Here is a 14,350-nt window from a genome sequence, read left to right as displayed (position 1 = left end):
AAAAATTCGATAATTTCATGTTAACGAGAGATACATCTTTTGAATCGCCTATTCAATTTACGCTAAGCCAAATGAAAAAAATCATACTATACTTCCTATTTTCATCCTTATTCATAGGCTGTTCAACCACAAAAAATAGAATCAAAAAGAACAGCCAAAAGCTTTTAAACTCAAGTTTATATGAGAATCAATTTACAGGATTTTTAGTGGTAGATTCTGAAAATAAGGACACATTGCTAAATTTTAACGATAAAAAGTACTTTACTCCTGCAAGCAATACGAAAATCTTCACTTTGTTTACTGGCCTAAAACTAGTATCAGACAGCATTCCTGCTTTAAAATATATCCATCAAAATGATACACTTTACATAGAGGGCACGGGTGATCCTACGCTTTTACATTCTTATTTTGAACATAATAAAATCCTCGATTTTTTAAAAAAATATGATAACATATTAATCCACCTCAACAATTTTCAAGATGAAAAATTTGGTCCAGGTTGGGCCTGGGAAGACTACCAGTACTATTTTCAACCTGAAAAGGGACCTTTGCCCTTACATGGTAATGTTACAACAATATCGTCCTCTAGCCCTATGCAAGTAACTCCCGCCTACTTTCAGGACAGTGTTATTCGCATTAATTTCAACCGAAATAGGGAATTGCAAAAGAATACATTCTACTATGGACTTTCACGAAAAGACACTTTAGAAGTTCCCTTTAAAACCGATACTTCACTAACTAAAAAATTACTTGGAAGGCTTCTTAGCAAGGATGTAAAAATCGTTGAGAAAATGCCTGAAGGAGAAAAAGAGGTTGCCTATAGTGTTCCCGTTGATTCTGTATATAGACGTATGATGATAGAAAGCGACAATTTTTTAGCGGAACAGCTGCTGCTGGTATGCTCTTCAACACTTTCAGACACATTGAGTAGTTCTCGAGTTAGGGAATACATCATAGAAAATGAACTGGCCGATTTAAAACAGCAACCCAGATGGGTTGATGGTTCGGGACTTTCAAGATACAATCTCTTCACCCCAGAGTCTATGGTTCATGTTTTAAGTAAAATGTATCAGGATATTCCGAGGGAACGTTTATTTAGTTTTTTTCCTGTCGGAGGTGAAGGAACTTTAAAGGACTGGTATCCTGGAAATCCAAAACCGTACCTCTTTGCCAAAACAGGAAGCGTTGGTAACAATCATAACATTAGTGGATATCTAATAACAAAATCAGGTAGAACATTAATTTTCAGCTTTATGAATAATCATTTCAGACAACCTTCATCCGAAGTAAAAAAGCGAATGGAGCAGATTTTTGAGGATATTCGAGATAACTATTAAACAAGCTTCTTCGAGTCTACAAGTTCAGAAAAGCAATTTAAAAGCAACTTCAATTTCGGATTGATATAGGTTTCACAAAAAGGCTTTTGCTTATTTGAATAGTAATAGTTGTGAAACATTTCATCGGAAAGCTTAAATGCCTTAAAGGTAAGTACTTGCGTAATTAGATTCCTTTCAAAGTCCTCTTGCAAATCTGATAAAATTTTAACTGTAAGTAGCTCATCCTTTTCACTGAAAACATAAATCGCCGAACGATATTTGCTACGCATCGAATGCTCGGAAGTACTTTTATGGGTATGTAAATGAATAGCGATTATATCTCTCAAGGAAATTTTACTGCTATCAAAATGGACAATTACAGCTTCAGAAAAGCTAGAACTCTCCTTCTCAGAGGCCACAAAACCTTGCTCTACTTTATCAACTCCTTTCAGAGATTGAAAAACAGCCTCGGTACACCAATGGCAGCCTCCGCCTAAGGCTATTTTATGCAATGATTCCATGAAGGTATAGTCGCAATTTTCTCAAGAAACTATCCCATGAATTTGGGCATATTGAAGTAGCATAATGGTTTTTGAATCCCGTATTTCACCAGTTTTCATCATTTGTATTGCTGTTTCAAAAGGATATTCCAATACTTCTATGTTTTCGGTCTCATGTTCTGAACCTCCACCTTCGCCTACTTTCATCTCATCCTCATATTGGCCAATAAACAAGTACAATATTTCAGTTACCGAACCCGGACTCATATAGGTCTCAATCACTTTTTCAACGTTATCGATACGATAACCCGTTTCCTCTTCTGTTTCCTTGCGAATACAATCTTCAGGATTGTCTCCGTCAAGCAGTCCTGCACAAGCTTCAATCATCATCCCATCTTCATTACCATTGACATAGGTTGGCATTCGAAACTGTCTTGTCAACACAACAGTTCCTTTCTCTTTGTTGTACAACAAAATAGCTGCCCCATTACCTCTATCATAAGCTTCACGTTCCTGGGTTTCCCAGGTACCGTCTTCTTTTTGATAATCGAATTTGTACTTATTCAAGGTATACCAATTGTCAGACAAGAGGATTTTTTCAATGTTTCTTATTTTTCCGTTTTTCAATATAGTTGAGATTTAAAAGCGCTTTAAAGATACTACTAATGCAAATTATTTGTAAAAATCTCTATATTCATAAATCCGTACGGACTAATCTACTTGTTTCTATGAAAAATTCAGTTGTTGTTTTACTTCTTATCATTCTAGTTCTCAGTTGTAAGGAAAAAACTCATGATGAGCTAGTAAAGAAAGACCTTCCTCGCATTGCCATTGCAGGAATTGGCATAGAATCAAGTACCTTCTCCCCTGCTCAAACCCATGAGGAAGCATTTCATGCAAGAATTGGTGATTCCATTTTCAAACGCTATCCTTTTTTTGCTGACAGTACTGAGATTAGAAAACGTGCTGATTGGGTTCCTACTTTATTGGGAAAGTCCTTACCTGGCGGAATCGTTAATCGAGAAGCATATGAATCCATGGTGTCCAAGACTTTAAATATGCTTAAAGAAAATGGTCCCTATGACGGATTGTTTTTTGACATACATGGTGCGATGAGCGTTGTGGGATTAGAAGATGCTGAAGGCGATTTAATCAAACGCATTCGGGAGGTTATCGGCACAGAAGTCTTGGTTTCTACTTCTATGGATTTGCATGGCAATGTATCGAAGCGTTTGGCTGAGCACTCAGATTTAATCACCTGTTACCGTATGGCACCCCATGAAGATGCCTTGGAATCAAAAGCAAGAGCGATTACAAATTTATTAGACCGTTTGGAAAGTGGAAAAGGAAAACCAAAGTACAAAGCATGGATTCCCGTTCCCATACTTTTACCAGGAGAAAAAACAAGTACACGTATTGAACCGGGTAAAAGCCTCTACGCTCAAATACCGTCCGTTGAAAATCAGGAAGGTGTAATCGATGCGGCCATATGGATTGGTTATGCGTGGGCTGATGAAGCTCGTAACCATGCTGTCGTTATGGTCACAGGAGATGACGAGAAACAAGTTACTACAGGAGCTGAAAAGTTGGCCAATGCTTTTTGGGATGTTCGAAATGAATTTGAATTTGTAGCTCCTGTTGCCACATTGAACGAAAGCTTAAAAATGGCGATAACACATAAAGAACATCCATTTATTATCAGCGATATGGGGGATAACCCTACAGCGGGTGGTGCCGGTGATGTCACTTGGACTTTGCAACAACTATTAGCTAGACCCGAGTTTAAATCTGAAAACGGATCATCTTTGATTTATGCTTCCATTCCCGGTCCGGAATTGATTGATGAAGCTTTGAAAGTAGGTATTGGAGGAGAAGTTTCTGCTCTGGCAGGAGCTATGGTAGACAATCGTTATGCCCCTCCCATTAAACTAACAGGAACAGTTACAGCAATTAAAGAAGGTGACCGAGACGCTGAAATTGAAGTAGTAGTAAAAATTGGAAGTATCAATGTTATCGTGACTAAAAAGCGGAAACCTTACCATCAAGAAAAAGACTTTACAGATTTAGGATTGAATCCCCGTGAATCAGATATCTTAGTAGTCAAAATAGGGTATTTAGTTCCAGAGCTCTACGATATGAGAAAAGGATGGATTATGGCATTAACTCCAGGAGGTGTAGACCAAGATTTAGAACGTTTGGGGTACAAGAATATCAAAAGACCAATGTTTCCATTGGATGCCGATATGGAAAGTCCTGATTTGAAAGCAAGATTACTAAGAGCATCAAATGCTCTTAAATAAAAATAAAAAGTAATAGAATAGTATATGATTATAGAACCTAGAACCCGCGGGTTTATATGCACAACAGCACATCCAATGGGTTGCGCAGAAAATGTAAAAGCACAAATCGGATATATAAAATCGAAAGGCCAAAATGAAGGTCCTAAAAAAGTATTGGTAATCGGTGCTTCAACCGGCTTCGGTCTGGCATCAAGGATAACAAGTGCTTTTGGATCCAATGCGTCAACTATCGGGGTGTTTTTTGAAAAACCACCTTCAGAAGGAAGAACAGCATCAACAGGCTGGTACAATACCGCAGCCTTTGAAACGGAAGCACATAAAGAAGGGCTTTATGCTAAAAGCATTAACGGCGATGCCTTTTCAAATGAAATCAAAGAAAAAACTTTAGAGCTAATTAAAGCAGACTTAGGCAAAATAGACATGGTAGTCTATAGTTTAGCTTCGCCTGTTCGCACACATCCAGAAACTGGAGTTCGTTATAAATCGACTTTAAAACCCATTGGGAGCTCATACACGAATAAAACGGTAGATTTTCACACAGGGGAAGTAAAAGATATTACGATTGCTCCCGCCGAAGGTGATGATATTTCAAATACCGTGACCGTTATGGGCGGTGAAGACTGGCAACTATGGATTAACGCTTTGCAGAAAGCAGATTTACTTTCCGAAAATTTTAAAACAGTTGCCTATTCCTACATCGGCCCAAAACTAACCGAACCGGTTTACAGAAAAGGAACCATCGGTATGGCAAAAGACCACTTGGAAGAAACGGCTTTTACCATCACTGATTCCTTGAAGTCAATCAATGGAAAGGCCTATATTTCAGTTAATAAAGCGCTCGTAACGCAATCTAGTTCTGCTATTCCTGTGATTCCCCTGTACATTTCTTTGCTCTATAAAATCATGAAGAAAGAAGGTATTCACGAAGGATGTATTGAGCAAATACATCGACTTTACAAAGAGCGTTTGTTTTTGGATGTTGTTCCAACAGATGACAAAGGAAGAATACGTATCGACGATTGGGAAATGAGAGCTGACGTGCAAGAACAAGTAGCAAAACTATGGCAAGAAGCCACTACTGAAAATCTTTCTGCAATAGGAGATTTAGAAGGTTATAGAACGGACTTTTTCAATCTGTTCGGTTTCCATGTTGAAGGTGTTGATTATCTCAAAGACACGAATGAAATAGTAGCGATTCCCGGATTAAAGGAATAACCTATGTATGTAAAAAAGAACTTCGGCCTAAAGTCAATATTAAGATTCAGTGGAGTGCATATCATATGGATTTCGCTTTGGGCAGCACTTGTGGCTCTTGTTTATCAGTATACTTCTTTAAAGGCGTGGTTAGTGATTCCTTGGCTACCCTTATCTGTAATTGGTACAGCAGTAGCATTTTATGTCGGTTTCAAAAACAATAGTGCTTATGACCGTTTGTGGGAGGCACGTAAAATCTGGGGTGCTATCATAAATGGTAGCCGCTCGTGGGGTGCTAGTTCAAAGGCTTTTCTAAGCAATCAGTTTCGTTCGGAAAAACGCAGTGAAACTGAATTAAACACTTATCGAAAAAAACTTATTTACCGCCATATAGGTTGGCTATATGCATTACGTAGTCAATTATTGATACCTACATCTTGGGAACATGTTAATCAGGGCAGACACTTTAAGCGCATGATAGAAAAACGAATGAAAGATTTTGGCGTAGGCTTGTTAGGTGATGAAGTGAGCGAATTGGAACTTAAAAAATTCCTGCCTCATGATGAATATGAAAGACTTATCAATTATAAAAACACAGCAACTCAAATTATAGACCAACAAAGTCAAGATTTGAAACAACTACGGGAGGAGGATATTATCGATGATTTTCGCCATATGGAAATGCAAAAATTACTCAATGACTTCTACACTTTTCAAGGACAATGTGAACGCATTAAAAAATTTCCCTTGCCGAGACAGTATGGCAGTATGAGTTTGGTTTTCGTTGGAATCTTTATTTTTCTGCTACCCTTAGGGATGGTTTCCGAATTTGCAAAGCTCGGGGAATTTGGGGTTTGGCTATCTATTCCCTTTACAGTCCTAGTAGGCTGGGTATATGTCATGATGGAATTGGTGGGTGACTATTCCGAAAACCCATTCGAAGGACTAGGAAACGATATTCCTATGCTCTCCCTCTGCAGAACCATTGAAATCGATTTGCGTGAAATGCTTGGAGAAACTGATTTGCCCGCGCCAATTAAGGCTAAAAATGGTGTCTTGATGTAATTTATTCTTCTGAACGAAACAAATGCTTTTATGAGGAATCTAAATCTGAACACCTCCTATAAACATCATATTATTGTTGCCGTCGTTATAGCTGTTTGGCTCTATCTATTTCAAGTACTTATTGCGCCTTTCGACACGTCGGAACTCTCCTTTCCAATCAGGCTTCAAATCCTACCTCCTTACGGATTCATCACATTTGTGGGATATATGCTTTTAGTTCTTATACAAAATTGGTTTTTCAAGAAGAAAAACCAATGGAATCTTCTCTACGAAATTATCTTCATCCTCCTTTTTAGTGTTATCTTACTTCTAGGCAGTTTCGCCTACTACAAAACAGATATCATCAACGGTGATTATAGTTTCTCAAAGTTTACATTTCAAGTATACTACCCCATATTTTTTATCATTCTTCCCATCCTCCTCTTTTTACGTTGGTGGTTGAGCAGGAAGGCAATGGGTGAAAGCTATAGCAAAATTGTGCTCAGAGGAGCCAATAAATTAGATGTACTGAATATCCGTCTAAAAGATTTAGTCTGTATTTCCAGCGCTGACAATTATGTAGAAGTATCTTTTTTAGAAAATGATGTTTTAAGAAAAAAGCTATTACGAATTACACTGAAAGAGATACAACCACAAGAACCTAGTTTGATAAAAGTACACCGCTCTCACCTTATCAATCCATTACATTTTATAGCATGGAAGAATTCCAACACCTTACTTTTAACTCAAATGGAAATCCCAATTTCTAAGACTTATAAAAAAGACATTTTAGCATTAGAAGATTCGCCCCTAAAACCTAACGATTCGCCCCAAACCCTATAGAATGGATTAGTATACAAAGCTATGTTTCTATTTTTGACCTAAATCAAAAAACAAACAAATCATGAAACACTTTGCATTCGGAATACTCTTTTTAGTCTCTTTAATAACTACGGCCCAAGAAAATAGGCCGGAAGCTAGCACCATACTTGAAAGTTTGGTTAACGAAAATATGGCCGTCGGTGGGGCCATCGGTTACTCCATTGGAGATTCTATTCTATGGAATTCAGCAAGGGGATATTCCGATAAAAAAGCACAACGGCCGTTTGAAACCCATACGAAGCTTAGAATGGCTTCTATCGCCAAGTCTATGACTGCATTGGCCGCAATGCAGTTGGTAGAAAAAGGGAAGTTAGATATAGATGTACCCATACAAAATTATATTCCCGATTATCCAAAACATTCGGGAACGCAGATTACAACCCGTCATTTACTTTCGCACACCTCAGGCATATCAGGTTATAAGAATACTAAGGAGTCAAACACTCAAACCGAGTATGCAAGCCTATATGAGGCCATAGACATATTTAAAGACCGCGAATTAGTGTTCGAACCCGGAACTAAATATAGCTACACTACCTACGGTTATACCGTTTTAGGAGTAATTATTGAAAAAGTTTCCGGACAGACTTTTGAAAAATATATGCAGCACAATATTTGGGACAAGGCAGGAATGAAGAATACAGGAGTCGACAAATTCGGAATTCAAGTGGAACACGAATCTCGATTATATCATCGAAAAAAAGGTAAAGGAAAAGCCAAAGAAGGTCCCGAAAACAACCTGAGTAATCGTATTCCTGGAGGTGGTCTTTACACTACAATAGAAGACATTTTGAAGTTCGGAAAAGCCGTATTGAATGACGTTTTTGTTTCTAAAGAAACTCTTGACCTAATGCGACAACACCATAGCCTTGAAAAAGAAAGAAATGCATATGGTTTCGGATGGTTCCTTTACAACCCCAAACCAAATGAAGGCGCGGTAATTGGTCATTCAGGAGGTCAAATGGGTTGTTCGTCATTTTTGCTCATTGTACCAGAAAAAAAAGTTGTTGCGGCGGTACTAACAAATACATCAAGGGTAGAGGTTGGTCAACAAGCATTTCAACTACTCAATTTGGCTTTAGAAAAAGTGGAAGACACCGAATAGAATTTGAACTAAAGAGGTATTTTCAGTATCAAACCGTAACCGCCTGATTCAGATACCTACGAAACGGAAGCATTTCTTCATAAACTTTGACGACTTGTTTTTCAAAATTCTTTTTAAAAATCTCTTTAGTAGAAAATTCAGTAGCGACGGCAAAGGTTTTGTTTCGTAACAAATGGATATGTGGATGGTCATTTGAAAAACCTTTAGGTGAGTTGGTAAGCTTTACGTCTTCCCAAAGTCCGCCAAAGGTCTTTTTGAATGATTTTTTATTCAGGATTTTCTTCAGCTCTTCTCCATCATAATCAATGGCATCGCGGATACTTCTTAATCGTTTTGAGTCAGGTCGCCAAAGTCCACCAGCGAACATACAACGTTCGATTCCGATTTCAATGTAGAAATCTCCTGTGCCAGGTCGTTTGTCCAATCCAGCACCAAAATGGTCTTTATAAATAGGTTTATTCGGGTGAAACATCAGATTATTATTGATGCGGTTGATGCCTTTCTTTCCCGGGGTGTCATAGTATTCATCATCTATATCCGCTAGTTTGGCATTCATGGTATCTAACCATCCAATAAAATCATCTCGGACTTGTTTATACCATTTGCGATTGGCATCCATCCATTCTTTATTGTTATTCTTTTGAAGAGCCTTTAGGAAGTTGATTTGGTTTTGGAAATCCATTAATTGATTTTCCATGCAATATATTAAATAAGAATCGTCTTTGCGAGGAGCTTTTCGCGACGAAGCAATCTGTTGAAATTTACTCAAAAGCCAAATAAACCTATTAGACACGAATTAAACAGATTGCTTCGTCGTTCGCTGAAGGGCGAACTCCTAGCAAAGACGTTAAATTTTGACAATTATAAAAGTCCCCTCTGACTTTGCGGTGGGGACCTGTCTGCCGGCAGGCAGGTTTAGGGGTGGGGCCTAAAATCCTCGGTCACCACCAACAATATCGCCAAGCGTTCCTAAAATACTGCCTTCCCCTTTGTCTTTTCCACCTCTTGGAATGGAAGCTAGTACCCTACCAGCCAATCTACTGAAGGGTAAAGATTGAATGTAGACTGTTCCAGGACCACGAAGTGTGGCAAAGAACAAACCTTCGCCACCAAAAACCGTATTTTTGATTCCCCCAACAAACTCAATATCATAATCTACAGTCTGACTAAATCCTACGATACAACCTGTATCTACTTTTAAAACTTCTCCAGCTTTAAGTTCTTTTTTAGCCATAGTTCCACCAGCGTGTACAAAAGCCATTCCGTCACCTTCTAGTTTTTGCATGATAAAGCCTTCACCACCAAACAATCCTCTGCCAAGCTTCTTTGAAAATTCAATTCCCACCTGAACACCTTTCGCAGCGCAGAGAAAAGCGTCTTTTTGGCAAATAAACTTGCCTTGCTTTTCAGATAAATCGATGGCAAGAATCTTTCCAGGGTATGGAGAAGCAAAACTTACTTTCTTTTTCCCTTGTCCGATATTCAAAAAAGCGGTCATAAATAAACTCTCGCCTGTTAGCATGCGCTTTCCAGCCGAAAAAATCTTTCCTAGCACTCCTTTTTCTTGATTGGAACCATCCCCGAAAATGGTATCCATCTTAATATCAGTATCCATCATCATAAAACTACCAGCTTCGGCAACTACTGCTTCTTGTGGGTCTAATTCTATTTCGACGTATTGCATCTCTTCACCATAAATGGCGTAATCTATTTCGTGTGCGTTCATAACTAGTGATTTTAATTTCATTCCCGCCCTTCGTCTTCGCTCAGGATAAACTGCGGTGGGAATCTGTTATTGATTGATGCTTATTAGTTGAAACGATTACACATTTTGTTACAGTCTGATCAATATTTATTTCTCGACTATCCTTTCAACCTAACCGTCCACTCAAACTTAAATGTAGAAACCACTACCCCATCTGAATTTACGCCAACGGACTTCATCCATATGGTTTGCCCCTCTCCTGTAGTAATCGTATTTGCTAAAGCTTCTTTTATCAAATGACCGTCTTCACACGTGAAGGTAATTCTACCAACTGCTTTTTTTGTAAAGTTTGCCGTGTTGTTTTGTACCAGCATGGAGATTTTCTTTCCGCTTTCTGCTATTTGACTACTTACCATTGCCCCTGTTGCGAGCTCAGCAGCCATACCTTGTACCGCCCAAAACATGGAATTAAACGGATTTTGATTCCGCCATCCATACTTCACACTGGCCACTGCTTTCGTATCATCCATATATTTCAGACGAACGCCACTCCACCATGCAGAAGGTAATTTAAAGAACATAAAAGTATTGACTTTGCCCGTAGATACTGCCATTTTCAAATATTTATAGGCTAAAAATACTCAAAATAAATAACAATTTATTTGTTAATTTTATGTTAAATTTAAGTACTATGTGTTGCATAGTACTGTTTTTTAACCATATATTTGCATAGACAGATATTAGGCATATCTAAATTCATCTGCCCTGAGCAAGTCGAAGGGTCATCAAAAAAGAATCAAATCATGACTGAAACATTGACCAAGCACGAAAGAAATTTAGCAGCCGTAATACATGCTTCTACATTTTCTAAGTTCTTTATTCCATTTGGGAATTTCATCCTCCCTTTAGTTTTATGGACGGCCAATAAGAAAGAACATGAGTTTGTGGACCATAACGGAAAGCAGGCTTTGAACTTTCAAATAAGCCTACTCCTCTACTCTATTGTTTTGGGTATTATCAGCATTCCGTTTTTCGTAGGTTTCTTTCCTGATGTTTTTGATTTTGACCCTTTTGGTTTTAATCATCTAAACGACATTAATATCAGTTTTGATAGCGATGATTTTCGATTTGGTTCTTGGTTATTACCAGTAGGCATAGCGGGATTGTTACAAGGAGCTTTGTTCATCGTCAATATTGTATATACCATTTTAGCAACCATTCGAACAAACGAAGGACAGACTTTTGAGTATCCAATCACTATAAAATTTATAAAGTAATGCTACTTCTAAAACATATCGTCACAGTAATAGTAATAACGCTATTAAGTATCATAACTGTCTCAGGTCAGGAAGCCGAAAACTCTGAGCTGTACCAGATGCTTAAAAAGCAGGATAGTATTTTATTCAACGCGGCATTCAATACCTGCGACACGAATACGTTGGAAGGTATTTTTACCGAAGATTTTGAATTTTACCACGATAAAGGTGGACTTAGCGAAGGGAGAGATGCTTTTCTTAACCCAATGAAGGAGAATTGTGCAAATTGGAATTCCGAAGAGCCGCAACCATCTAAAAGAATTCTGATTGCCAACAGTTTGAAAGTATTTCCACTATATAAAAATGGAGAACTTTATGGAGCAATTCAGCATGGTATCCACCGCTTTGAATCACTGGATCAGAATAAGGAATACAAAAAAGGAGACGTTGCTAAATTCACTCATGTGTGGATAAAAAAAAACAATATATGGAAAGTAAAACGCGAATTAAGTTACGACCATCAATATAAACCAGAATAAAACAAGGTGTTAATCATACCATTAAGAGTTTATTCATCAATCAAAAAACAAAAGCTTTTCATCAATTAAAATCAATCAGGATGTTTATTTATCATTCAAAAAACGAACAGTTAATCTATGCAGACAATCACATCAAACACAAAAGAGAAGACTCGGCATAAAAAGCAAAAAGAAGTTATGAACGTAGAAAACACAAAAGCACAAATGCGCAAAGGAGTGTTGGAGTACTGCATACTATCTATCCTTAACGGACATGACAAGTATGCCTCCGAGATTCTTAGTACCCTCAAAGACGCAAAAATGCTAGTGGTAGAGGGCACCATTTATCCGCTATTAACAAGGTTGAAGAATGCGGGACTCCTCAATTATCGCTGGGAAGAATCAACCTCAGGGCCGCCACGGAAATATTATACTTTGACGGAAACAGGCAAACTTTTTCTAAAAGAATTAGATTCCACCTGGGATGAATTACGTAGCGCAACAAATCTGGTAACTAAAAATAAATAGCATTAGTCTATAAATCAACGGACCTTGAAACAAGTTCAAGGTGAAAACATCAAAAAATGAACAAGACAGTAAATATAAATCTAGCCAACATCCTCTTTCATATTGATGAAGGGGCATTCAATAAAATGCGGCTTTACTTAGAATCGATAAAACGATCCTTTGCCAATACTCCTGGTAGCGACGAAATACTAGCGGATATCGAAGCACGTATCGCAGAACTCTTCCATGAAAAATTGGAAAACGAAAGACAGGTTATTACCGAAAAAGAAGTAGACGAAGTCATAACTATCATGGGGCAACCCGAAGATTATATGGTAGATGAAGATATCTTCGAAGATGAACCAAAAGCAAAACGCTCATCAGAACAAAGAAGAAGTAAGAAACTATACAGAGATACCGAAATGAAGTATGTAGCAGGTGTCTCATCTGGTCTTGCTCACTATGTCGGCGTAGATCCATTATGGGTTCGTTTACTATGGGTTGTCCTTACCATTGGTTCTGGAGGCGGTTTCATCTTATTATATGGTTTACTATGGATTTTAATTCCCGAAGCAACTACAACCTCGCAAAAGTTGGATATGCGGGGGGAGGATATCAACATCAGCAATATAGAGCGTAAGGTCAAGGAAGGCTTTGATGATGTTGCAGAAAAAGTAAAAAACGTCGACTATTCCGAAGTTGGCAACAAAGTAAAAAATGGAGGAAAAACCTTCTTCGATACCATTGGTGATATCATTATGTTCTTCTTCAAAATTTTTGGAAAGTTCATTGGCATCATTTTGATTATTGTTGGTGCTGCCACGATTATAGGTATGTTCATAGGTATGCTTACGGTAGGAACCTTAGATTGGTTTCATATGCCTGGAGTAGATGGTATACTCAAAAATATAACGGGAACACCAGTATGGCTTATATCTTTGCTGCTCTTCTTCGCCATCGGAATTCCATTTTTCTTCCTGTTATATTTAGGGTTAAAGATACTTGTGAACAATTTGAAATCAATTGGCAATATTGCTAAGTTCTCCTTATTGGGCTTATGGCTAATCTCACTAATCTCACTAATAGTTTTAGGAGTGCGGGAAGCAGCTTCACATGCTTTTACTGGTAGTGTAACTACTGAAAATGAGCTTTATCTTAATAGCGTTAACGACACTTTGAACATTCAATTGGTAAGCACTGAATTATGGGATGAACGTGAAATCATGAGAATGGATGACTCTGTTATGCTCTATAATGATGAAGGAAATCCTATTTTGTTGTCAGATGATGTGCGGTTCAATATTAAGAAGTCTCAAGATTCGACCCTGCGAATTTCCATACGTCAAGAAGCAAATGGATCGTCTTATGAGGCGGCTAGAGATATTGCGAAAAAAATAGTTTATGATTATACATTGGACGGGAAAAATTTGAGGTTGAATAATTTCTTAACCACTGCTGACGAGAGTACATTTAATGGCCAAGAAATACGTGTCAATCTATATGTACCAGAAGGTCAATTCATTAAGTATTCACCAACGAATGAGAGAACATGGACTTTGAGAACCGAAACGGACCGAGCTATAAATAATTTGGCAGATTTTCTATGGAAAATGAATAAAAACGGGGTGCAAGAATGTCAAGATTGCCCTGAAGAGATAGAGGAAGAAGAAGAAGAAGGAAAAGAAAACAATAAGATAATCATCAATGAAGACGGTATTGACATCGATATCAAAGATGGCGAAGAGTCTTTTAAAATGAAAATCGGTGAAGATGGCATCGATATCAAAGCCAAAGATGATGATTCTGACAACGAAAATGTTGATATAGAAATCAATGAAAATGGCGTAAAAGTTAAAGCAAACGATAGTGACACTGTTTAAATACAATTCATCACCTGTATTTGACAGTTCAGTTAATTGTATTATTCAAAAAGGAATAAAAACAACAATTTTACATCAACAAAAAACAATCAATTAATCAGTGAACTTGTTACAGATACCGAAACAAGTTCAGTACAAAAACA

Annotated in this window: 15 protein-coding genes; 10 read left to right on the top strand and 5 right to left on the bottom strand. The window is 37.7% G+C overall.

Translation table 11 applies throughout. The annotated features are described in order from the left end of the window. Positions 1-71: 71 nt before the first annotated feature. Positions 72-1,337: a D-alanyl-D-alanine carboxypeptidase/D-alanyl-D-alanine-endopeptidase gene (locus ACKWCD_RS00780; RefSeq protein ID WP_413982012.1), complete on the top strand. Its 1,266-nt coding sequence runs from the start codon at positions 72-74 to the stop codon at positions 1,335-1,337. Here the strand turns inward: ACKWCD_RS00780 and ACKWCD_RS00775 are convergent. Then, positions 1,334-1,837: a peptide-methionine (S)-S-oxide reductase gene (locus ACKWCD_RS00775; protein WP_413982011.1), complete on the bottom strand. Its 504-nt coding sequence runs from the start codon at positions 1,835-1,837 to the stop codon at positions 1,334-1,336. The genes ACKWCD_RS00780 and ACKWCD_RS00775 overlap by 4 nt on opposite strands. 21 nt (positions 1,838-1,858) lie before the next feature. Beyond that, positions 1,859-2,443 (bottom strand): GDP-mannose pyrophosphatase NudK, encoded by a 585-nt coding sequence (gene nudK, locus ACKWCD_RS00770; protein ID WP_413982010.1) that lies wholly within the window; start codon positions 2,441-2,443, stop codon positions 1,859-1,861. A gap of 101 nt (positions 2,444-2,544) precedes the next feature. Between nudK and ACKWCD_RS00765 the strand changes: the two genes are divergently transcribed. The 5 genes from ACKWCD_RS00765 to ACKWCD_RS00745 all read left to right on the top strand — a co-directional run bounded on the left by ACKWCD_RS00765 (position 2,545) and on the right by ACKWCD_RS00745 (position 8,341). Beyond that, positions 2,545-4,116, top strand: coding sequence for a M81 family metallopeptidase (locus tag ACKWCD_RS00765; protein ID WP_413982009.1), 1,572 nt, complete (start codon positions 2,545-2,547; stop codon positions 4,114-4,116). 24 nt (positions 4,117-4,140) lie between these two features. Then, positions 4,141-5,331, top strand: a complete 1,191-nt coding sequence (gene fabV / locus ACKWCD_RS00760) for an enoyl-ACP reductase FabV (protein ID WP_413982008.1) — start codon at positions 4,141-4,143, stop codon at positions 5,329-5,331. A gap of 3 nt (positions 5,332-5,334) precedes the next feature. Continuing rightward, positions 5,335-6,375 (top strand): bestrophin family protein, encoded by a 1,041-nt coding sequence (locus ACKWCD_RS00755; RefSeq protein WP_413982007.1) that lies wholly within the window; start codon positions 5,335-5,337, stop codon positions 6,373-6,375. A gap of 30 nt (positions 6,376-6,405) precedes the next feature. Then, positions 6,406-7,197: a LytTR family DNA-binding domain-containing protein gene (locus ACKWCD_RS00750; protein ID WP_413982006.1), complete on the top strand. Its 792-nt coding sequence runs from the start codon at positions 6,406-6,408 to the stop codon at positions 7,195-7,197. Between the two features lie 61 nt (positions 7,198-7,258). Further along, a complete protein-coding gene (locus ACKWCD_RS00745) occupies positions 7,259-8,341 on the top strand; it encodes a serine hydrolase domain-containing protein (RefSeq protein ID WP_413982005.1) in 1,083 nt (360 codons plus the stop codon). Between the two features lie 28 nt (positions 8,342-8,369). Here the strand turns inward: ACKWCD_RS00745 and ACKWCD_RS00740 are convergent, their stop codons facing one another. The 3 genes from ACKWCD_RS00740 to ACKWCD_RS00730 all read right to left on the bottom strand — a co-directional run bounded on the left by ACKWCD_RS00740 (position 8,370) and on the right by ACKWCD_RS00730 (position 10,660). Beyond that, positions 8,370-9,023, bottom strand: a complete 654-nt coding sequence (locus tag ACKWCD_RS00740) for a DUF2461 domain-containing protein (RefSeq protein WP_413982998.1) — start codon at positions 9,021-9,023, stop codon at positions 8,370-8,372. 246 nt (positions 9,024-9,269) lie between these two features. Beyond that, positions 9,270-10,067: a TIGR00266 family protein gene (locus ACKWCD_RS00735; RefSeq protein ID WP_413982004.1), complete on the bottom strand. Its 798-nt coding sequence runs from the start codon at positions 10,065-10,067 to the stop codon at positions 9,270-9,272. Between the two features lie 137 nt (positions 10,068-10,204). Continuing rightward, positions 10,205-10,660 carry a DUF4442 domain-containing protein gene (locus tag ACKWCD_RS00730; protein ID WP_413982003.1) on the bottom strand — a complete coding sequence of 152 codons (456 nt, stop codon included), beginning with the start codon at positions 10,658-10,660 and terminating at the stop codon, positions 10,205-10,207. Positions 10,661-10,849: 189 nt separating this feature from the next. Between ACKWCD_RS00730 and ACKWCD_RS00725 the strand changes: the two genes are divergently transcribed. The 4 genes from ACKWCD_RS00725 (at position 10,850) to ACKWCD_RS00710 (ending at position 14,207) form a co-directional block, all read left to right on the top strand. After that, positions 10,850-11,323, top strand: coding sequence for a DUF4870 domain-containing protein (locus ACKWCD_RS00725; protein WP_413982002.1), 474 nt, complete (start codon positions 10,850-10,852; stop codon positions 11,321-11,323). Then, positions 11,323-11,841 carry a nuclear transport factor 2 family protein gene (locus tag ACKWCD_RS00720; protein WP_413982001.1) on the top strand — a complete coding sequence of 173 codons (519 nt, stop codon included), beginning with the start codon at positions 11,323-11,325 and terminating at the stop codon, positions 11,839-11,841. Before ACKWCD_RS00725 ends, ACKWCD_RS00720 begins: the two co-directional genes overlap by 1 nt. A gap of 177 nt (positions 11,842-12,018) precedes the next feature. After that, positions 12,019-12,348 (top strand): PadR family transcriptional regulator, encoded by a 330-nt coding sequence (locus ACKWCD_RS00715; RefSeq protein ID WP_138658582.1) that lies wholly within the window; start codon positions 12,019-12,021, stop codon positions 12,346-12,348. A 56-nt stretch (positions 12,349-12,404) separates the two neighbouring features. Next, entirely contained in the window at positions 12,405-14,207 is a 1,803-nt protein-coding gene (locus ACKWCD_RS00710) for a PspC domain-containing protein (protein ID WP_413982000.1), read from the top strand. Positions 14,208-14,350: the final 143 nt, after the last annotated feature.

This window comes from Maribacter taeanensis (genome assembly GCF_047345145.1).
In the GTDB taxonomy this organism is placed as follows: Bacteria; Bacteroidota; Bacteroidia; order Flavobacteriales; family Flavobacteriaceae; genus Maribacter_C.
This window is presented reverse-complemented; position numbering and strand designations above follow the sequence as displayed.

What these genes read in the sequence shown, in the direction of transcription:
- ACKWCD_RS00780 (WP_413982012.1), top strand. Translation starts at nt 72, where the DNA reads ATGAAAAAAATCATACTATACTTCCTATTTTCATCCTTATTCATAGGC.
- fabV (WP_413982008.1), top strand. Translation starts at nt 4,141, where the DNA reads ATGATTATAGAACCTAGAACCCGCGGGTTTATATGCACAACAGCACAT.
- ACKWCD_RS00710 (WP_413982000.1), top strand. Translation starts at nt 12,405, where the DNA reads ATGAACAAGACAGTAAATATAAATCTAGCCAACATCCTCTTTCATATT.
- ACKWCD_RS00755 (WP_413982007.1), top strand. Translation starts at nt 5,335, where the DNA reads ATGTATGTAAAAAAGAACTTCGGCCTAAAGTCAATATTAAGATTCAGT.
- ACKWCD_RS00740 (WP_413982998.1), bottom strand. Translation starts at nt 9,023, where the DNA reads ATGGATTTCCAAAACCAAATCAACTTCCTAAAGGCTCTTCAAAAGAAT.
- ACKWCD_RS00745 (WP_413982005.1), top strand. Translation starts at nt 7,259, where the DNA reads ATGAAACACTTTGCATTCGGAATACTCTTTTTAGTCTCTTTAATAACT.
- ACKWCD_RS00735 (WP_413982004.1), bottom strand. Translation starts at nt 10,067, where the DNA reads ATGAACGCACACGAAATAGATTACGCCATTTATGGTGAAGAGATGCAA.
- ACKWCD_RS00750 (WP_413982006.1), top strand. Translation starts at nt 6,406, where the DNA reads ATGAGGAATCTAAATCTGAACACCTCCTATAAACATCATATTATTGTT.
- ACKWCD_RS00720 (WP_413982001.1), top strand. Translation starts at nt 11,323, where the DNA reads ATGCTACTTCTAAAACATATCGTCACAGTAATAGTAATAACGCTATTA.
- ACKWCD_RS00730 (WP_413982003.1), bottom strand. Translation starts at nt 10,660, where the DNA reads ATGGCAGTATCTACGGGCAAAGTCAATACTTTTATGTTCTTTAAATTA.
- ACKWCD_RS00715 (WP_138658582.1), top strand. Translation starts at nt 12,019, where the DNA reads ATGAACGTAGAAAACACAAAAGCACAAATGCGCAAAGGAGTGTTGGAG.
- ACKWCD_RS00765 (WP_413982009.1), top strand. Translation starts at nt 2,545, where the DNA reads ATGAAAAATTCAGTTGTTGTTTTACTTCTTATCATTCTAGTTCTCAGT.
- ACKWCD_RS00775 (WP_413982011.1), bottom strand. Translation starts at nt 1,837, where the DNA reads ATGGAATCATTGCATAAAATAGCCTTAGGCGGAGGCTGCCATTGGTGT.
- ACKWCD_RS00725 (WP_413982002.1), top strand. Translation starts at nt 10,850, where the DNA reads ATGACTGAAACATTGACCAAGCACGAAAGAAATTTAGCAGCCGTAATA.